This window comes from Paenibacillus sp. FSL H7-0331, from assembly GCF_001956045.1.
The window spans coordinates 66196-86941 of sequence record NZ_MRTH01000035.1 but is presented as its reverse complement, the minus strand read 5'-3'; the positions used below and the strand labels follow the sequence as shown (position 1 = coordinate 86941).

Sequence of the window (20746 nt, the reverse complement as noted above, 5' to 3'; positions counted from 1 at the left end):
ATCCCCGTTAATGCTGAAGTAATACTTTTCGTCACGGAATGGACTTGATAAAATACGCCATCACCTTCTTGGTAAGGAGCAAAATAGGTGCTAAGTACAAGGAAACCATTACGCACGATAAGTAAGGAGTGAATTTAAGGAACCGATCTCGTTTCGGGAACCGTTTTTTTAACTGGTAACAAGTAAGCGAAAGAGACGAATGAAAGCAAGGCAACAAGAATAATGCCTATGGCAATCCAAAGTTTTTTAACACTAGTTAAACCCTTTAAAATCATATACCCCCCTTTAATTCCATTTTTAGGATAACTATAGCATTATTAGTTTCCCTTCAACAAAAATGCCCGTCAACGTAATGGAGGCTGCCGATCGTGCTGGCAGCCTCGTCCTGGTGTTATTGTGTTAACGTTCTCCTATAGTTTAAAGAATCAATAGAATTGTTATATACATGATTAGCTTCCAAATGAATAAATCTAAGAAATGCTAATAGGTCAGTCAATCTTTGAATTTGTGATTTATAATAACGATTGGTTTGAAGTCGCTTTATAGCTATTGCTTCATGAATAAGTCTGTTCCACTTTTCTGGTAATTCAGTAATGCCATAGTTTCCAGATCCAATTTTGCTTGTTATATCATGCTCTTTTAATGTATACAGTTGTCGCAACATACCGAGAGTACACCACTCAACTGCTTTATCAAGTTGCTCAACATTGATGTCTTGTTCCGATAAATTATCAAACGACAATTTTTTCTCTAATCTATTTATCCAATTAACCCAATAGCTATTTAGGTTACTAATTACATATTCGAGCAGAGAAGCAATTTCTAAATCGTAATTGAACGTTAAGTCGGTGCCATAAATCTTAATACCGTGTTTTTTTAATATCCACCAAGTAATCGGATTTATATCTGCTCCCAAGCCATTTGTATTTATTTGTTTATCATAGTAAGTCAATAAGGAACTAATTTCATTTTGCTTATTCTCTAGGTCATCGAAGAGTATGTAAGCCCCCATAATTCCAGTGTTTGGGATCACAACCTCAACCTCTTCATGTGCCGCCACGATTGCTTGGATATCAGACTAAGTAAGTGGATTTCGAACAATTGCTAAGAAGTCGATATCACTGGAACCCTCAATATAGTCTTTTAACGCAACCGAGCCGTAAAGATAAACTGATTCAATGTTCGAAATGCGAGCGTTTAAAGAACTACACAACAGATACATTGTTTTTTCAACTAAAGAAGGTAACATGGTGATCTCCTCCGATCCAATCTCCATTCTTAAGTCTAATTATAAATGTTGTAAACATTCCTATATAGAGAAAAAACTTTCTTGTCTTTATCCAGTTTTATTAATGATATTCTGTTGAACATTACTGTCAGTTACTTCAACGAAACCAGGGAGCAGCTGCCGCATGGCGATCTGCTCCCTGGTTATTGCGATATCGTTCCTCGTTCGTAAATTTGTAATCAAATTCCTGATCAAAGTATAAGAAACTCTACTTCATTTTCTTTTGACTAATTTTCCATAGCATGATGAATTTTGGATCCGATCCCCTGGTTTCTAAAGACTGGACGAATATAATCATTGGTAACATAGCCGTAATAAGCATCTGGGGATTTCCCTGGTCGTGGAACTTTATCTTTGAATGCGCAAAGAATATTCTGCATAAGCGTAATTTCAGAGCGTTTTAAATTATCGGTCTATGAACGATAATTATTGGAATACCAACTAATACAAATGAGAATACCTCTATCCAAACGGAATTTGAAAACCAACATAAAAATAAGCTAACAAGAGTTGCGGGGTACATAACATAGACCATAATAAACACTGGTGCGAATTTATGACCTTGATCATCGTAAATTAAAGCAGAAGCCACATTGACTCTTTTCATCCAAGCAACTCCTGTTCGAATTATGTTCATTTTCAGATTATATGTCATTCCGCTCTAATTCATGGATAATTCTTTTTGCATCTACGCTTTCCGGATCCAATCCCAGACTCAATTCCATGCAGGCAAGGCATTCCTCGTCTTTCATCAACCGATAATAACAGATGCCCATATTATAATATAAGGGTCCATCTTTTTGCAGACTATTCTGGTAAAATTCTATCGCCTCTTCATAAAAATCCATTTGATATAGCAGAGTTCCTATCAGAAAGGCTAAATCTTCTTGGTCCCCAATATCGTAGTACCAATCCCATACCTGTTCAGTGAGTGTAAACAACGTATGTTTGTCGGCATCTCGAAGTTCGGATGACAATTTTAATAATCTGGGTAAGCATTGGACGTAGAGTCGTGGATCATTGCAGCTAAGACGCAAAAATGACAAGATTTCGTGAAAATCCATATGATCTAGGTGTCGAAAAAAAGCTTTTTTTAATTGGAAATAGTCATCCGGACTAAATCTGTCGACATATCTCGCATATGCTTGCCGAGTCTCCCCAAATGCATCGGCATTTGGTACCATAAGCAAACAAACTGTATTCAAATGGCTCTGTTTATGCGTGGGGAAATGGGCTTTCCCTTGCTGTAGCTCGTAGAGATAACCCATTGCATGATAATTAACGTTCAATGAAAAACTGCCATGAGTGACCAATTTGGGTGTATCCAGTCCGTCCAGCTCTTGCAAATTGCAGGGTCCTTTATCTGCTGATAGCAACATAAACCCTACTTGAGAAAATCGACGAATACGTTCAAGAACGTCGAACCCAACAAAGGGAACTAGAACATGGGAAGTCGCGATTTGTTTTTGATACTCTTCTAATAGTTGATCTTTATAATGATTTCCTGTATCAATAGTTTCTACTCTCAAGTATCCGTACTTTAACTGCAGATTCGTCAAAGATTCTGTTATCGAATCTGTATTCTCCGGTTCTGGTTGTTCCAGCGAAACTTGGCATTCAAAAGCTTGTCCATTCCGAAAGAAAAACAAATCCTGAGGTATGCTATCAAAAAAATAATTGGCAATTACAATAATGGGTTGAGTTAGGCTGGACGTTGTAATCAACTTTTTGGAATGAATAAGGTACAGTTCATTGTCTTGCTCAACATCGAATCTAGCAAAATCGAGTGTTTCATTTTGCACAAATGTTGCAAACCGAGGGTGTGAAGCGTAGAAATCAACATTTTTTTGAGGCAAATCGGTCCATATATAACGAATAGGTGGCAAGGATTCCGTTGTCAGCATATAGAGGGATTCCAACGATTTAAGCATGAAATAGGCGCAGCGTCCGGTCCCGCCACCCACCTCCAGCAAATATATGGGCTCCTTTACATCGTTACCATCTCGGGCCCAATCCTTCAAAAACCCGAATACCATCTCCACATAAGCGTTCGCCAATAACGAATTATTCGTAATATAATACGGAACCTCACTATCTCTCCATGCCTCTATGCCTTGTTCTTCGAAATACCGGCGCTGAAGATCCCAAATCGGGGATTTAGAAAAACTCATATAATTGTTCATTTGTCATCCTGCCGATCAAGCAATTTTAGAAAAAAAGGGGAAAGAAATAAGATGTAGAATATGTATAATAATCTTTATTTAGGAGGTGCGATCTTGTTTCACACTCACGATCCAAAAGGGCGAGAGAATTCAAAGCACTCCCCTTCAGGCAATTCTACCGTGAAGACACCTCAGGCCGATTTATCCCCTTCCTTTATTATGCAACTACAGAATACGATTGGCAATAGAGGAACAATGCAGTATCTGCAATCTTTTGATTCGCTGCCGTCAAAACCGATACAAGCAAAGACTAGAGAAAAGCCAGTTATTCTAAATAGACAGTCTGACAATCAAGCGGTACAACGAGTAGTCATGAACGCATCCAATAAGCCGTATTCGAGAATCGAAACTTCCAGTATCTATAAACTGTACAAAAGGGATACAGACGAAGCTAGATTGATTGATCTGATGACAAAACACGAAGATCTCGACAATTTTTATACCGTAAAAGGAACAGAACTTATCCCACTCTCTAAACCTGTAGAGCCCTCCGCGGATCAGGCAGATGGGGGTGGAGCTTCAAAAGGGGGTAGAACCTCTTATAAAAGAGCTGTCAAAAAAGGGGAATCTCCATCCATCTCTGGAGGCAGGGTACCGCGCAGTGGCAAACCAAAACCAAGAACTGACGTCATGGTGCCTGGTCGAGATCCTCTTCCAGATTTCGTCGCCAAGTACAAAAGAAAAGGAATTCCCAAAAGAGTTGATACGGGTCTTCGTAAAAGAGAAGGTGGAGACACTTCCCGTTCCGATCATTCGGCCACGTTCGGGGGTATCGAACACCTGGAAGCGAAAGTTAACATGAGCAGTTTAGGTTTAAGCCGGAACCATATTATCGCCGATAGTAACATAGCCAGAATTTTTGGGTCAGCAATTGAAACGGCAACTACGCCAGAAGCCCTGGAAAGTTTTAATCGTTTTATTACTTCAACGGCTGGACCTGATCATAAAGAGTCAAAAGAGGCAAAAGCGTCTTTTGACTCCGCCTTAGAATTGAAAGCCAAAAATAAGCGATCCCATGCGATTGCTGCGCTTACCAGAGCCATTGATAAAGTCTCGGTCGGCGCTGGAAATATACGAGCCGACGAAGCCAAAACGAATACAGCAATCCTCCATGGCGCCGATTATCCTTTGTCAGAAGGAAGAATGACGGAGTCGGCAGAAAAGGCCTTTCATAGCACTCATGACCTTGCCCGAAATAAGGTCATTACTCATAAGGAAGCATTTGCGATGACCAGCCCAGCCATGCATGTGACCAAAGACGATAAAGGAATATTACATGGCAATTACCTTTCTTCATCGACATCAAGCAGTCGCTCCGCAACTGGAAGACGCTGGGGAGATACTCAAGATCCGGATACACTACGGGTCCCTCGGAGTAAACCACCTGTTCGGGCTTCAAGATCCGAACCACGGGAGCTTCCAAGTTCAAGGGAGCGAAGACCCGACCTGCCTGAGATAGACACGCCATATAAGGCAAAAGTTAAGAAAAAACGAAAAGGAAAAGGGAAAGTAAAAGGAAAAGGGAAAGGAGGATTTGGCGGGAGAAAAAAGAGAAAAAAGGAGTAATTAAAGATGAATTTTCGAGCTGTTGGGTAATTTCAAACAGATAGAGATACGGGATGCAGAGTGGATGCTTTACAAGTAGGCGCGCAAGGATTTTTTTCATTATCCCTGTGCTTCGATCTTGGCATGGTCAATATAGCCATTATGAAAACACGGATGGAGCGTGAGTTTAAGCACTCATTTATGATCGGATTTGGAGCGTTCTTTGGGGATTTGTTCTATCTTTCCCTCGCTCTGATCGGGGTCAGTCTTTTTGTTGTACCTCGCCTTCAGAACACTGCGAGATACGTGGAAGCCCAAGCCCATGGAGGCTGGACAAGTTTATGGCTCAGTTTAACGATACTATCGGCGAAAAATGCGAAAGGAACTGCTGCTGCGCGGTGATCTGCTTGTTCCGTTCAACTATCGTACCTGTTAGTTGCTCACGCCATATTGAAATGCATGTCGACTTGGGGGTATTTACAGCGGACAACCTTATAGTGGTAAAATATAGATATGAAATATTGGGGGTGAAGTTATGTATGGCTGAGTACAAAGATAACAGGAAGTTAAACTTTCTATTACGGCACCTAGAATATCATAACACCTACAAAAAAACGTTTAATAATGAGGAAGAAAAAGGGAAGAAACTCCTCCATTTTATAGTTGATTGTCCCGGCCGCGTCGCGGGGAATCCCCTTCCGCCGCTCAGGGTGCGAGTATCTTCCTCGGGAGGGCGATGTCGATGAGGGATGCTGCGGAGGGTCAGCAGAAGCACGGGCAGCAAGAACATATCGAGACGCTGCCGCTGTTCTCCACCACGGATAAGAACGGACGAATGACTATGCTCCTGCCGGGACGTCGCGTCGGACGCGCTGCTCCGCTGATACCGTGGCTGATTACAGCCGCTGTACTGTGGGCGCTGACAGGCTCCGTGCCGTTCGGCGCACTGCTCGGCATGGCGCCGACACCGGCGATCAACATGCTCCTCGGTCATCCGGTCACAGTGGGCGTCGCCGTTTTGCTGCTGTTCGTCGCGATCGGTACGACCGGTGCAGTGTACTCGCGATCGATTGAGCAGTTCGGACAGACCAGGGTAGCGGGCCTGTTCGCGACGCTATCGGTAACAGGAGGGCTCGCAGCAGTCGCGGGAGTCCTCCTGCTCTGGACGCTGACAAGCAACCCATCGCGCCCCTTTGACCTCGAGGCCATAGCGACATCGCCGACGATCCCGCTTGAGCTCGGCGCCGTCGTCGGAGCTAGCTTCGCCCTCTGGGCCGCCATCACGCTCCTGCGGTTGCCCGGCTCTATCGCCCACGCCCGGCGGCGTCAGGCGGACATCGAGCGACTCCGCGTAGAGGGTTCGTCATACACCGGGACGTTGACCGCCGTGAATTTTACTAACAGTTGGCTCTTTAATTTGCCGATTTTCACGGTTGAGGTAAATTATATCGTTGACGGTGCTCCACGTGTCGTACCAGCACACATGCGCACCAGCGACGACCGCGTTCCCGTCGTCGGGTCGCGAATGATCGTGCTGACCGACGATCGCGGAACCACCCACGTGGAGCTGAACCTGGCGAGTGGAGCGGCATTCGAGCCGGACGTGGGTAAGTACGCCCCGTCGGACGGTTGATTTTACGGCCCTGATGCAACATGGTTATAAGGAGTTCAAGGCAACACGGAGCTAAAGCTTCGCTTCACCATTTTAAACGCAGGACAAATTGGGCGATCGCTCGGTATTCCTATGCGCAGCAAGTAGCAAGAGAGGCATTGGAAGATCAGTTAACGTTTATGAATTAAAAAATCATCAGCTTCTTAAAAATAAGTTTTAGACTGGGTCCAATAAAGCAGCGACAGAACAAGACTTGATACATAAAGTCTTAGACTGCCGCTGTTGTTGTTCAATTATCGTTTCCCGTTAGTTTAGTCAAGGATGCTACGAAAAAACTATTACTGAACATGTATTTCCGGTTTGATGTCATTTTGACTTAAAAATTTCATTAAATCATTACTCAGCTGCACAATCTCATTGTTAGCATTATTCGCATAATCCGGCAACATCATATCCCTAACCATTTTAGTTCGTAGCCATGTCATAAAGAAAAGATCCAAAAATAAGTTTGGAAATTTAAGCACCATTTTAAGCATTGGTGGATCAATTGAAACGCCAGCTTTTTGTATTGCCCTTAGATACGCTTTTAAAGTGACTGTTATTTTGCGTGCCGTCTTTCTGGCTGTTTTTTTGTCAATTATCTTATTCTCAGAATGCAAAAAGCTCAGCATGGCAATGTCTGATACGGAATGTGTGATTAGATACGCTTGCATATCCTTTTTAATAACGTAGGGAAGCTTTGCTGTTTTAAATAATTTTGCGAGGTTTTCTATGCGTTCTGTCACTACACCATTAATTTCTCCAAATGCAGTTGCCGCTATAATCTTTGGTAGAAATCGAGCATGCAATACTCCATCTTTAATCTGTCCGCCGAAGCCGGGAAAAGCTGGTAAAAGTCTATCCCCTACGATATCCAGCCACGAAGAAAATCCAATTGGATTGTTAGTCATCGTAACTATATTTTTGCTTTGATTATCTTTTAGCGCTAACAACGCTGATTCGGACCGATCATAACGAACGGTAACGAAAATAAAATCGTATACATCGTCATTTTCGAGCGTATCAATGACATTCACTTGTATCGATCTAACTGCACCTTTTTCTTTATATTGCAGGCCATTTTCTCTTAATGATTTAAATCTATTAGAACGTGCAAACAGGGTAACGTCAAACCCTGCTTCAATGAGCTTAATTGCGTACATGCTCCCGATGACACCTGCACCAAAAAATAAAAATCTATCTTGTTTTGCTGACATTAAAACCACCCCTACTTATTAACATTTCCTTTTGATTATCAGACAACATGTTGTATGATGTGATTATAAATCTTTATTATTCCTTGATCAACCATCAGTTTTTTATTATTTGTCGGATGATATTCTTATTCGCTAGTAGGAGGGAAACATGAAAAAGCAACCCCAAATAACGGAGAAAACAAGACAAAAGTTTGTAGAAGTTTTTTGTGAGTTATATAGCCAAAAGCCGATTGAGAAAATTTCGGTTCAGGAAATTGCGAATAAGTCAGGATATAACCGCAGCACCTTTTATCAATACTTTACTGACATTTACGAATTGTTAGACTCTGTTGAAAATGACTTATTGAATGAATTAAAAAAAGAATTGGCGAATAAAGAGCTATTGATGCATACGGTTCAAGATACGCTCTATTGTCTGGACAAAAGAGAACATCTCCTGGTTCTTAATGCCCTTTTGGGTGATTATGGAAGTACCCGTTTTTTAAAACGCTTAAAAAAAGAAATCACTTTGGATCAATTAGAATTAAACGTTCCGCAAAACCATTCCTTAACGCCATACTTAATTGAGTTTTACCTGACAACTTCCCTTTCTTTATTTCGTCTTTGGCTCCAGCGTCAAAAGGATTTATCGTCAGAAGAATTTTTCAAGTTAGTGGAGAACCTATATTCAAGAGGGATTACTCCCTATTTTAAAGAATGAGTCTGTCATTCAAACCAAATCCATATGTTGTATAACAATAAAAAAGCGCGCATAAGCTTGTTTACACAATATACTCCAAAAAGACTGACCTAACCTACTGTAGTAAATCAGTTTTTATATTAGTTTAATTGGGTATTCGGATTTTGTGATGGAATTTCAACCTTTACCTTTAAAATGCAAAATCGGATTTTATGGTAGAATCTCCTGCTCTTCATATGTAAAATTGAAATATTGCAGCAGATCGAACGGGAAGACGGCGGGATGCCCCTACATGAGGTGGTTGTTAAGAGGCTCGAACCGTTAACTGTCGTATCGTTTAGAGAAACAACAAGCAGGGCAAGTATTCCTGGATTGTTCGAAGAGTTCGACGATTATTTAAAATGGAGTGGTGTACCTAATTCGGTACCCCATATGGTGGTGTGGCACAATTGTCTGGAATGCGAAAGTAGCATTGATTTGGAAATTGCCTGCCCCATACCTCGTAAATTTTAAAAAAAGAGGATAGCTCAGATATAAATTCATCAGGCTACCCTCTAGACGTTTTAATAAATTAAGAACAACTCATTTGCGGTTCCATACATTGTTTACTGGTTCCAGACTTTTTTATCATCTGACAAAAATCACAAAGCAATACTTTATTACTCACACTTGTGAGTAACGGCTATAATTGAGACTAAAAAGAGCTAAAATCCCAGAGTATTTTAACGTCTATTTGAGATAAATATCATTAATAACTGAGATAATTCGTTATAATTATGATATTAATTGAGATAATTTGTAATGTACCTGGAAATAAAAGTGATAAAAATGAGATTTCCTATCTGGGAACTTTCCCTTTTTCCATAAAATAGTTCTAAATAATGAACGTATAATAATAACGCGGAGTTTCCCGGTAATTAAACTGATATAATGCAATTTCTGGCCACATTCGCGGTAATGCTTCGACCAATCTCAAGAGAAGTCTCCGCTGAACACACCTGGAATTCTTGAATCCTCCTCTTTATCAAGAACAACTATCGCTTTACATGAGGGACAATAAGCTCCCTCTGGGAGACCAACGAAGACTGAGTCTACAGGTAACCACTCCGAACTTCGGATACCTGTCGGGGTATATTCGAGACTTCGCTACTCCCCTCTTTGAATCGGGTTATTTGTACAGCCTTAAGCATATGATTACAATCGGAGCATTTTAGAAATGCCATCCTAACGCCTCCCAGTAAGTGGATATCTACTAAATCTAAAAGAGACGACTATAGGAAGCCGTCTCTTAGGATTATCGCCATGCTCTAAGCCCCAACAACCTCAGCGTTCGCGTTAATAGCATCAATAACTCCAATAATACTGCGAGCATCATCCATATTGCTGCTGAATAGCTCCGCCATACTACCGACTGAACGGAATGGCTCTTCCTGCAGAACCGATTTCTCGATTAATCCATTACGCACTACAAAATCAATGATCAGCTTTACAAACCGCACCTGGTTCACGTTCAAGCGATTTTCCTGTAGAAATACCATAAAAGCCTCATTGGCCGCCCCAATATCTAGTCCCACAATAGTACGGACGAGCTTCGAAACAGGCATGTTCTTATATTCCCGCTCATAATCGGCCTTTGTACCAAGTTCCTGCCATAGAATCTGCTCAAGCGTCTTCAAGTCTTGCTTCGTAATCGGCTTGTTATTACGAAGCTTGTAGATAGCCATTTGGTCCTTATTCACTTGCAAATACTGACTCACCTTCTTGCGGTAATTTTGCAGGTCATTACTTCCATACAGTCCGCCGCCCTCTTCTATTCCCTTCCATTCATCCTTGAAGTTGGTGAAGTATATTTTCTGCACGTCCCGCTCCAGAAACTTGATCAGCTCTCGGAGTGCTTCACGTACCCTCTCCATCTCGAAGATATCCGCTTCTTCCCAGAACTCCACGGTCATTGCCTTCTCAATCACATCCCGCTTCGCAACTACCTGCGGAATGCTCCCCAGCTTCCACAGCTTCTCTGCCGTCTCCATTACTTTACGGATCGGCTTTATCGCCTGATCGCCCTGCAGCCTAGCCAGCTCTACTAACAGCATCACGTAATCGAAGCGTTTGGCCAATTCATCATTACTGAGCGACACGACCAGAGGCGCCAGATGCTCACGCAAATCACCAACATCTGTATCCGTTAACGACAACCATGATGTAGCCTTTTGAAACTTATGTACATACTCAATATGCTGTCTAATCCGAAAATGTTCCTCATTCAGCACCGCTACTTGCTCTTTCAACGCATCAGCCATTTCCGACCGATGCGCAGCATAAGCTGCCTCCTGATACCGCATATGCTGCAGTTCACGCACGGTTTGCACCCGTACATTAAACAATTGCTCTGATAATGTGTATACGGCATGGCCTTCCGTTCCTTTTGGATTTGCCCGAAAATACTCAAAATTCCTGCACAAATCAAATATTAGGAATTCTTTTTTATCCTCACCAATACCATGGAGGTCTGAACACAAACGTGTACCGCGACCAATCATCTGCCAGAACTTCGATTTTGAACGCACTTTTTTGAATAACACCAAGTTTAAGACCTCTGGAATATCCACACCTGTGTCCAACATATCTACCGATACAGCTATTTGCGGAAGCTTGCTCCACTGAGAGAAATCGTCAATAAGAGATTGAACATATTTCGTTTTAATATCAACCACTCTGGCAAAGTGTCCTTTCAATGCCGGATACAGCACATCAAATCGCTCTACTATTGCTTCAGCATGACGATGATTTTTGGCAAATACGATGGTTTTACCAAGCTTGTCCCCACCTTCAACTTTGAGCCCTCTATCCATAATGAGCTGCAAGGCACGATCGATCGTATCACTGTTAAATAACCACTCGTTTATAGCAGAGCTATCTATATCATGCGGCTCTTCCTCTTCATCCTCCAGCAAAATATCCTCATAGTGTTCCTGCTCTTCCTTAGAAAGCTCGTCGTAGCGGATACCGTCGTCGAGCAGCTTCGTCGTTGTTTCCAACGTGCGGTAGTCCACCAAGTGACCTTCCTTAACCGCTTGTTCCAGTTCATAGGCATAGGTCGGCACACCATTTTCCAAATGAAAAACATCATACGTATTCTTATCTACTTCATCCTTAGGTGTCGCGGTCAATCCCATCAATATGGCGTCAAAATAATCAAATATCGCCTGATACTTCTTATAAATGCTGCGATGCGACTCATCGATAATAATTAAATCAAAATGACCAACCGTGAACAGCTTTTTGCCGTCCTTCCGCTTGGCTTCATCAATGGTATTCATCATCGTTGGATAGGTTGAGAATAAGATTCGCGCTGTCTCCGGGTTGTCCTTGCTATCTAGTAAATTGCATAATGTCATCTCGGGTAAGTGCTGACTGAAGCTGTTCTTGGCTTGTCTCACAAGTGTCGTACGATCGGCGAGGAAAAGAACATTTTTCACCCAATTGTGTCGGCTTAGCACATCTACCAATGCACTGGCCGTTCTTGTCTTACCGCTGCCCGTTGCCATGACGAGCAATGAATTCCGCTGCCCCTTATGCAGCGCATCACACACAGCCAGCACCGCTTCATGCTGATACGTCCGATTAACAATCGTATTATTTATCAGTACCTCTTGCAGTTGCTTACGTATCGAGCGGCGGTTCATAAGCAGTTGCAGCTCGTCCTGACTAGCAAAACCCGAAACAATTCGACTGGGATACTGCTGATCGTCCCAAATATGTGTTTGAAACCCATTTGTATAATAAATGACGGGTCGCTGTCCATAGCGCTGCTCCAGGCAATCCGCATACAGCTTCGCCTGCTGTTTGCCTATATTCCCATCCACACTAGTACGCTTCGCTTCCACAAGTCCAAGGGGCTTGCCATTCTCTCCGAACAGTACATAATCTACATAGCCAGTTCCTTGCTGATTAGGCATACCCTGCACTTTGAACTCTTCTTGTACATTGTTACGAAATGTCCAACCCGCCAGCTTCAAATCCAGATCAATATAACGCTTACGAGTCTCGTATTCGTTAATCTCATCCATTTCGAAATCATACTCTTGAGTATTCTCGACCCGGCGTTGGGTCAATTGCTTGCGCAGTTCTTCATTCTCCTTCATCATATCTGTCAGCTTACGATCCTTCGATCCCAAGCGGTCATACAGATCTTGAAGTTCCTGCGGCCGTACCTGCTCCTGTTCGCTGTTCGCCTCCATCAGAAGCTGCTCATCGAAGCTGCGAGCCACATAGTCACTCGCATAACAATAGTCAATCCAGCTAATAAATTGATACAAGTTACGGAGAGACAATACAGACTCTCCCCGATTGATGGTAGCATTCGAATGTACAGCCACATTGCCAAGTTTGGTCACATACTTGAGCAGCGGCAGCATTTCCTGATCAATGACACTTAGAAATGTCGCATCATGAATCAAGCTCGATAAATTATCCTGATACGGTGCTTCTAAATCGCTATCATAAGTAAAGAGCCACTTTACTGCCAATTCCAGTGCTCGCCGGCTTAGAATCGCACATGTCGCTGGACTCACCACCAACGCTTTCTCCGCCTCTATACATGCACTTGCAAAGCTACTATATGTCGCATTCTCATTTAAAAACCCGAAATTCGTAAGCTCCCGCAGCTCTCCCATTTAAACCGTCACAACCTCCCTGACTGTTAATTCACCTTTAAAAGCCTTTTGCAGCAGCGCATTGAAGTTGGATTCTAGTTGTTGGAGTTGAATTTGCATTTGTTTCTTCTTGAAATCAATCGTCTTAATTATCATTTCAAAGTGATCTTGCAAATCAATAGGAGGAAGAAATACTAAAAACCCTTTGAGTTGCGTCATATTGATAGTTGCAATACCAGTCGTTTGCTTAGCCATCTTCAAAAAATATTTTTTTCCATAATCACTACCTGCACATGAGCTAAAAAAATACGGGTTAAGAATTTTGTCGTTTACACGTACTTTAAAGATATGATTCTGGTGAATACAGTTTTCAATTTTCGAAGTCCAAACAGCTCCTCTTCCAAGCTTATCAGGATCTCCACCTTCCGTTAACAAAACATCCCCATAACATAATTTATATCTTTCTGCGTCACTCAGAGAAACTAATATTTCCTTTATCTCCGATAAATCCACATAACCAGCTTGTACATTTGCAACTCGCATATAGGGTACTGAGATGAGCTCATTATTACTATATTTCTTCCCTTTAGTTACCCCTGAAGCTATCACTGCAACTTCAGAAAGCTGCGAAATATTCCACTTCTTTTCATTTTTATTCAAATCCCCAAACATATCTAAAAACACAGCTTGGACTAATTCATCGAGCTTTGCTATTGCTTTTTTTCGTTTATCGATTAAGGCTTGGGCTTTGTCTAAAATGGTTGCAATTTGTTTTTGTTGTTCAAATGGTGGCAAATAAACCTCAATCTCACTAATATCTGAAGTTCTAATACTCGGGTAAGATTCATCTACAATTAATTTACTCACATTAAACCACTTTAAAAATTTCTGTACATAATCAATAACCGCTAACTTCTCATTTATTTCAATTGTAGCTAAGTGATTAACTATGTATGAATCAGTTACGCATTGATACACTCTATTTTTCAAACAACTCATTCCACTTTTAGCAAGTAAGATTGTCCCTGTTTTAACCAACCTTAGTTTATTTATATTTGCAATTTCCTCGCTAATTTTAGGAATTCGATTTATATCAATACCAGATATTAAATCATCAAGATGACTAACTCTAATAAATGGATGACCTGAATCCCCAAAATACTCATCTTTTGGCGCTGACGTTCCAGCTGAAATCTTAGCAATTTCTCCTAACTTCAACTTTTCTAACCTCACCCCAACAACGCCTCCAGTTCTGCGAGACCTTCTACAATCTCGTCCTCTAGCTGCTTGATAGAGGCTAAAATAACCTTCGGGTCCTCGTAACGAACCTCCTTGCACTCCGTTTCTCTGTATCGATTAATACTAAGATCGTAAGCATTATTACGAATTTCATCCGCCGGAACGAAAAAGGACTTCTCAGTCCGCAGACGACCCGACTCAGCATTCAAATCACTGTAACGCGCGACTATATCTGAAATATCGTTCGCCTCAACTGGATTACGCTTATCATCAAGCGAATAACCATCAGCTTTCATGTCATAGAACCACACGTTATCCGTACCGCCTGCCCCTGTCTTGGTGAAAATAATAATCGCCGTTGATACGCCAGCATATGGCTTGAATACCCCGCTTGGCATCGAAATAATCGCTTCCAGCTTATGATTATCCACAATCTCCTTGCGAATGTACTTATGTGCGGTACTGCTTCCGAATAGAACACCGTCAGGTACAATAGACGCACAACGCCCTCCCACCTTAAGCATTCGTAGGAACAGCGACAGAAATAATAGCTCCGTCTTTTTCGTTCGAGTCACACGCAGCAAATCAGCTGCAATTGCATCCGTGTCCAATGATCCTTTAAAAGGCGGATTGGCTAAAACTAATGTATATTTTTCTTTGTCGGTGTTGTTTTCGTTCAATGAATCGCGGTACTCGATATTCGGATTGTCTACTCCATGCAACAGCATATTCATCGCACCAATACGCAGCATCGTCCGATCCATGTCAAACCCATAGAACATCCCATTGTTAAAATGATCCCTCAATCCTTGGACAAGGAATAAATCCGCATGGTTCTGACGTAAATATCCGCTTGCTGATACCAGAAAACCCGCCGAACCTGCAGCCGGATCAACGATAATGTCCTCAGGCGTTGGCTTCATCAATGCCACCATCATATCGATAATATGCCGCGGCGTGCGGAACTGACCGTTCGTGCCGGCAGTAGCCACCTTGGACAGTAAATACTCGTACAAATCGCCCTTCGTATCGCGATCATTCATATCTATTGTGGCAATGCCCTCCACAATGCGAACAAGCATGCTCGCCGTCGGAATCATGAAGATCGCATCACCCATATATTTCGCGTAGGCCGAATCCTTGTCACCATGAAGACTTTTGATAAATGGAAACACTTCACCAGACACAACATTATACATCTGTTGAGGATCTTGGCTCCTGAATCGCTCCCATCGCAAATGCTGTTTGTCAATCGGAAAGGTCCGAACGAATGGTACTGACAACAACTGAGATTCATTTTCCTTACGTGTCTCGGCATCATCCAGCCCTTTTATAAAAAGCAAATATGTAAACTGCTCGATCACGCTCAGCGGGTTCGTAATGCCTCCGGTCCAAAACGTTTCCCATAGACGATCCACTTTATTTTTCAATTCACCTGTAATCATTGCTTAGCTCCTTTGATCTACTTACTATATAAATAACGTTCGACAGTATGCGACCTTTTTCCTGCCTAGGCCATTGTTTACTTCATTTACAAGCTTACATATTCATTCCTATGAAGGAAATATAATCCTGCTTCCTTGATCAACGAATGACCGCTGCAGTTCATCCGTTTATGCCATGACCTGCGGCCAGTAGAAATCTACAAACAGCCCCTGCTGTGTACCCTCGTAGACATCTCTGCGTCCAATCCGCCGCTCTCCGGTCATCCGACTGTAGCAGCTGCAGCTTTAATTAACGTTCCTGCACGATTCGAGCCGCTATACCGGACTGCCGCAAGCGGAATAAGGCCCAGATCTTCTATCATGAGCATCAGGGCAGACACTGCCGGCAAAATCATGATCTTCTCCCGATACGAAGATAGCCGCTGAAGAGCAATGAAAACCGGCATAGCCGTTACGGACACCTCTGCCGGATTCGGAAGATAGGTATAGTTGAATTGGAAGCCTTCCATTTTATAATGGAATAGTGCATTGTCACTGATGCCGAATAACTCATCTATTGACGAAATGCTTCTCAATTATAACCATAACTCACAACACTTTTGCTGAACGCTGACGTTACAATCCCCTCTGCCTCATAGCCTCAAAAAGCACAACCGTCGCTGCCATTGCTGCATTCAGCGACTCTGCTTTTCCTTGCATCGGTATCCGTATATGCTCTGTTGCAAGACGTGATACCTCGGGCGATACCCCCTGTCCCTCATTGCCAATGACGAACCAGACCGGACGACGGAAGTCGAACTCATAACAGCTTGCTGTAGCTTGAAGGCTGGTAGTCACAATAGCAACGCCTTGCGAAGCGGCTGAAGGCAGCCACTCTACCAAGTCTCCCGAGGCAATCGGTAGATGGAACAGCGATCCCATCGTGGAACGAACGGTTTTCGGATTGTACAAATCAACAGTGCCCTTGCCCAGTAAAATACCGGTAGCACCTACAGCGTCCGCGCTGCGAATAATCGTGCCGAGATTACCAGGGTCCTGCACACCATCGATGACGACGACAAGGCTGGGAGCTGAAGCCGCGGAGGTTTCTTTACTAGAGGTTGAATGTTTTCTATCAATCTCATAGGGCTGAAGCAAATCCTGCGGCTTCCAGCTCAGCTTGGGCAGCACGGCAAATACCGCCTGCGGCGTTAAAGCATCCGTACATTTATTTAATACCGCCTCACTAACGGCGATACATTCAATGTCAGCACTCTCTGCTGACTGAAGCATTCCCGGAGGCAGAGACTGCTGCCGCTCCTCTGCGTAGACGAGCACCTCGATCTTGACACCGGAAGCCAATGCTTCCTGCACGAGATGCACGCCTTCGATCATATATTGCTGCTGCTGGTCCCGCCCTTTTTTGTCCAGCAGCTGTGCCCACGCTTTGACACGCGGATTGTGTACAGATGTAATCAACGCTTCACTACTCCTCTTCATCCTGCTATTCCGCAAACGTTTTTTCAAAATTTTGTAAATCTTCATTGTTCCCAACAACAATTAATATATCCTCAGAATCGATCAGTTCTTCAGCGTTAGGAGCGATATTCATCTTGACACCTGTCTTGATTCCGATGACGTTGCAGCCATATTTGGCACGGATATCCAGCTGTCGCAGGTTTTTGCCAACCATATCCCGAGAGGCTCTGATTTCAACAATACTATGGTCTTCGGACAGCTCGATATATTCAATAATGTTCTTGGAAATCAAATGATGCGCTACCCGTTGGCCCATGTCCCGCTCTGGATAAATAACTTTATCAGCACCGACTTTTTTCAGCACCTTGCCATGAAGCTCATTCTGAGCCTTGACAATAACCTTGGGTACTCCGATTTCTTTTACGATAATGGTCGTGAGAATGCTTGCTTGAATATCGTCACCGATAGCGACAACCACAACGTCAAAATTACGCAGCCCCAATGCTCGGAGCGCTTCTTCATCTGTCGAATCCGCCTGTACAACATGGGTAACTACCGAAGATATTTCCTGGATCCGATGTTCATTGCTATCAATAGCTAATACTTCAAAGTCCAATCCTGACAAGGTTTTGGCAACGCTGGTACCGAAACGACCCAAGCCAATAACGGCAAATTGCTTTTTCACGGACAACTACCACCCTTCTATCCAATCACGGTTTGACTTTTCAGCTGAACGTATTTCCATTGTGCTTTATTATACCATAAAATGATTTCTCCATAACCAAGCATGAACCACAGCAATTTGGCACATATTATATCAAGTAAATTCAGTGAGCAAAGTGAGGAAACTTCTATGAACATTACCCTTAGAGAAGCCATTATTCAACGCGTGACGGATAAAAATGATGACGAGCTGACGGGTATTATCGAGGACTCTGTCGGTGGGGCTGAGCAGGTGCTACCCGGTTTGGGTGTATTGTTCGAAATCATTTGGCAGCACAGCGAAAAAAGTGCTCAATCGCAAATGGTCACGGCTTTGAAGGAGCATTTGGCTTAACATTCGTGGAACGAATGGATCCTGTGTAGACTCAGCGCTTGGTCCCACAGATTGCTTAAGCAAATAGTAAAAAGCCACTGTCTGGATCCGAATGCTGCGATTGCAAGCGGCTCGGTCCACCGTGGCTTTTTTCTTTAACAAATGATGAAAGCTTAATCCAATATGCCTCTAACCAATCCGCTTGGCAATGGCAAAGGTTTATCGCAAGTGCTTTGCATCACATAATGTTTACCCTGCTCGGACGCATCATGGAAACCATGCATCGCTTCCAGAACGTGATACGCAAGTTCTCCATTGGCGCGGTTCAATCTGCCGTTGCGAATGGCAAAAGCCATATCCAACACGCCCAGGCCACGGCTGTTATCCGCATAACCGTGAATTAGCGGTACTTCACTAAATTCCTTCGCATCGTGACGACGTACCAATACAGGCCCACCGAATGTGTTCGGATCTGGTACGCTCAGCGTGCCTTCACTTCCGTAAATTTCAATGCGCGGCACTTGCGAACCGCCAAAGGAATCGAAGCTTGTAATAATCGTTCCAATAGCACCGCTGTGGAAATCGAGCACGCCTGCAACATGTGTAGGTGTCTCCACTTTGATTTTTTGCCCAAATTTGGGTGCGCTGGTGATCGTCCGCTCTGGATAAGAGATTTTGGCTGAGCCCGTCACCCTTTGAATTGGGCCAAGCAAAGCAATGAGAGCAGTCAAATAATAAGGACCCATATCGAACATAGGGCCGCCACCTGGCGCATAATAGAACTCAGGGTCCGGATGCCAATGCTCATGACCGCGACCGATCATAAATGCGCTGGCAGCAATTGGAGTTCCGATCCAACCATCGTTAATTAGCTTGATGCAAGTTTGGATACCGCCACCCAAGAAAGTATCCGGTGCGCTGCCCACCAATCGATCGTTCTTCTTCGCAGCAGCCAAAATCCGTTGACCCTCTTCGCGGGTTACCGCTAGCGGTTTTTCCACATACACGTGTTTACCTGCTTCGAGCGCCTGTATACATACGTCAGCATGAGCTGCCGGAATCGTTAAATTAATGACCAGATCAATGTCTGGATCCGCCAATAGATCGGCAACTGAGCAAGCCTTGGCAATACCAAACTCCTCTGCACTCGCTTCTGCTCTTGCTACGTTCAAATCAGCGCACGCTGTAACTTCTAAAGCCGAAAATGTTTGGCAATTTTTAAAATAAATAGCACTGATTTTGCCGCAGCCGATTATACCTACACGTACCTTTTCCATTTCAATGCTTCCTCTCTGCTTGCCAATTTTAATAAGTTTCACTTTTACTAAATAGTACGTGTTCAAAAAGTCGGCTTTTCAGCACCGAGTAGTTAAAGTTTTCTCTGAAAACTCGCTTCGTAAGCTGTAAAGAAGGAGGAGCGGAGTTTAGGCTATACCTAAATGAGCACCGCACTTCGAGCCTGAATGCAAGATTCGATGCCGAGTCAGCAACGTGTATAACTTCGTGATCAAAAGATGGCTTTTTGAACAACCTCTAATACATATGAATGCTGGTTTAAACCTGACTATCACCCATACCTGAGTAAGCTGCAGTGGCAGATGCCTTGTTACTTGCTTGAGTCTTGCCTTCTGCCGCCCATAGGAAGCCACGACGCATGAGCAGTTTAACCTGCGGGATGTCAATGATGTTGGCTTGATGTCCGAGCGAGTTGTAGTACACGCGTCCGACTCCCCAACGTTTGGTCCAGACCACAGGCATATCGACTGCCTTGTTCAAGGAATGAGGGCCTTCGGCAATAGGAAATCTTGTAGTCGCCAATACCTCTACAGCCGGATCTACATGCAGGTAATACTGCTCGCTGGATACTGTAAAATCTTCAATGCCCTCTACGAGCGGGCTTGTGCTGCCTTTAATATTAACTACGTATTCCACTCCATCATTGCCCGGATGAGCTACCCAGTTGCCGCCCGTCATGAACTGCCAGTCCACATTATTACGGAAGGAATCGCACATACCACCATGGCAGCCAGCTAGTCCAACTCCGCTTTGTACGGCTTCCGATACATTTTTGGCGTACTGCTTATCAATCTCACCCATCGTCCATACAGGTACAATCAGGTCAAGCCCTAGTAGCTTCTCGGCATCGGCAAAAGCTTCCAGTGTATCGGACACCTCAACTTCAAAGCCTTCTTCCTCCAAAACAACACGAAAAATTTCAGATACTTCCTTAGGCTGATGACCTTGCCAACCGCCTTGAACGATCAATGCTTTTTTCATTCTGCACGCTCCCTTTAATTAGTAAGATTGGATG

General features: G+C 43.3%; 18 protein-coding genes. 6 read left to right on the top strand and 12 right to left on the bottom strand.

Annotation, left to right across the window (positions count from 1 at the left end):
- Positions 1 to 391: 391 nt before the first annotated feature.
- The 3 genes from BK127_RS32830 to BK127_RS32810 form a co-directional block, all read right to left on the bottom strand.
- Positions 392 to 1060, bottom strand: a complete 669-nt coding sequence (locus BK127_RS32830) for an aminoglycoside adenylyltransferase domain-containing protein (RefSeq protein ID WP_179097687.1) — start codon at positions 1058 to 1060, stop codon at positions 392 to 394.
- A gap of 18 nt (positions 1061 to 1078) precedes the next feature.
- Complete coding sequence (locus BK127_RS45865; protein WP_372237397.1) at positions 1079 to 1222, bottom strand: nucleotidyltransferase domain-containing protein; 144 nt, start codon at positions 1220 to 1222, stop codon at positions 1079 to 1081.
- 710 nt (positions 1223 to 1932) lie between these two features.
- On the bottom strand, positions 1933 to 3261 hold the full coding sequence (locus BK127_RS32810) for a tetratricopeptide repeat protein (protein WP_144026636.1): 1329 nt from the start codon (positions 3259 to 3261) through the stop codon (positions 1933 to 1935).
- 303 nt (positions 3262 to 3564) lie between these two features.
- On the opposite strand from BK127_RS32810, the gene BK127_RS32805 reads away from it, so the two are divergent.
- The 3 genes from BK127_RS32805 (at position 3565) to BK127_RS32790 (ending at position 6688) form a co-directional block, all read left to right on the top strand.
- The gene (locus BK127_RS32805; protein WP_076236310.1) at positions 3565 to 5076 is read left to right on the top strand and encodes a hypothetical protein; all 1512 of its coding nucleotides are present in this window, start codon (positions 3565 to 3567) and stop codon (positions 5074 to 5076) included.
- A gap of 60 nt (positions 5077 to 5136) precedes the next feature.
- Positions 5137 to 5457 (top strand): LysE family transporter, encoded by a 321-nt coding sequence (locus BK127_RS42710; protein ID WP_256711550.1) that lies wholly within the window; start codon positions 5137 to 5139, stop codon positions 5455 to 5457.
- 340 nt (positions 5458 to 5797) lie between these two features.
- Positions 5798 to 6688 carry a hypothetical protein gene (locus tag BK127_RS32790; protein WP_076236308.1) on the top strand — a complete coding sequence of 297 codons (891 nt, stop codon included), beginning with the start codon at positions 5798 to 5800 and terminating at the stop codon, positions 6686 to 6688.
- A gap of 317 nt (positions 6689 to 7005) precedes the next feature.
- On the opposite strand, the gene BK127_RS32785 is transcribed toward BK127_RS32790, so the two are convergent.
- Positions 7006 to 7923 carry a ketopantoate reductase family protein gene (locus BK127_RS32785; protein ID WP_076236307.1) on the bottom strand — a complete coding sequence of 306 codons (918 nt, stop codon included), beginning with the start codon at positions 7921 to 7923 and terminating at the stop codon, positions 7006 to 7008.
- A gap of 148 nt (positions 7924 to 8071) precedes the next feature.
- Between BK127_RS32785 and BK127_RS32780 the strand changes: the two genes are divergently transcribed.
- Together BK127_RS32780 and BK127_RS44100 are read left to right on the top strand one after the other, a co-directional pair.
- Positions 8072 to 8623, top strand: a complete 552-nt coding sequence (locus tag BK127_RS32780) for a TetR/AcrR family transcriptional regulator (protein ID WP_076236306.1) — start codon at positions 8072 to 8074, stop codon at positions 8621 to 8623.
- A 231-nt stretch (positions 8624 to 8854) separates the two neighbouring features.
- Entirely contained in the window at positions 8855 to 9115 is a 261-nt protein-coding gene (locus tag BK127_RS44100; RefSeq protein WP_179097685.1) for a GyrI-like domain-containing protein, read from the top strand.
- A 794-nt stretch (positions 9116 to 9909) separates the two neighbouring features.
- Here BK127_RS44100 and BK127_RS32775 read toward each other — a convergent pair.
- From BK127_RS32775 to BK127_RS32750, 6 genes are all read right to left on the bottom strand, one after another.
- A complete protein-coding gene (locus BK127_RS32775) occupies positions 9910 to 13278 on the bottom strand; it encodes a DEAD/DEAH box helicase family protein (protein ID WP_076236305.1) in 3369 nt (1122 codons plus the stop codon).
- Positions 13279 to 14490 carry a restriction endonuclease subunit S gene (locus BK127_RS32770; RefSeq protein WP_076236304.1) on the bottom strand — a complete coding sequence of 404 codons (1212 nt, stop codon included), beginning with the start codon at positions 14488 to 14490 and terminating at the stop codon, positions 13279 to 13281.
- The gene (locus BK127_RS32765; protein WP_076236303.1) at positions 14487 to 15941 is read right to left on the bottom strand and encodes a class I SAM-dependent DNA methyltransferase; all 1455 of its coding nucleotides are present in this window, start codon (positions 15939 to 15941) and stop codon (positions 14487 to 14489) included. Before BK127_RS32765 ends, BK127_RS32770 begins: the two co-directional genes overlap by 4 nt.
- Before the next feature lie 260 nt (positions 15942 to 16201).
- A complete protein-coding gene (locus BK127_RS32760; RefSeq protein WP_076236302.1) occupies positions 16202 to 16516 on the bottom strand; it encodes a hypothetical protein in 315 nt (104 codons plus the stop codon).
- 40 nt (positions 16517 to 16556) lie between these two features.
- The gene (locus tag BK127_RS32755) at positions 16557 to 17420 is read right to left on the bottom strand and encodes a TrmH family RNA methyltransferase (RefSeq protein WP_076236301.1); all 864 of its coding nucleotides are present in this window, start codon (positions 17418 to 17420) and stop codon (positions 16557 to 16559) included.
- A 4-nt stretch (positions 17421 to 17424) separates the two neighbouring features.
- Positions 17425 to 18084 carry a potassium channel family protein gene (locus tag BK127_RS32750; RefSeq protein WP_076236318.1) on the bottom strand — a complete coding sequence of 220 codons (660 nt, stop codon included), beginning with the start codon at positions 18082 to 18084 and terminating at the stop codon, positions 17425 to 17427.
- A 168-nt stretch (positions 18085 to 18252) separates the two neighbouring features.
- On the opposite strand from BK127_RS32750, the gene sspI reads away from it, so the two are divergent.
- The gene (gene sspI / locus BK127_RS32745) at positions 18253 to 18456 is read left to right on the top strand and encodes a small acid-soluble spore protein SspI (RefSeq protein WP_076236300.1); all 204 of its coding nucleotides are present in this window, start codon (positions 18253 to 18255) and stop codon (positions 18454 to 18456) included.
- A 152-nt stretch (positions 18457 to 18608) separates the two neighbouring features.
- On the opposite strand, the gene BK127_RS32740 is transcribed toward sspI, so the two are convergent.
- The gene (locus BK127_RS32740) at positions 18609 to 19712 is read right to left on the bottom strand and encodes a Gfo/Idh/MocA family protein (RefSeq protein WP_076236299.1); all 1104 of its coding nucleotides are present in this window, start codon (positions 19710 to 19712) and stop codon (positions 18609 to 18611) included.
- A 277-nt stretch (positions 19713 to 19989) separates the two neighbouring features.
- On the bottom strand, positions 19990 to 20712 hold the full coding sequence (locus BK127_RS32735) for a ThuA domain-containing protein (RefSeq protein WP_076236298.1): 723 nt from the start codon (positions 20710 to 20712) through the stop codon (positions 19990 to 19992).
- Positions 20713 to 20746 lie beyond the last annotated feature (34 nt).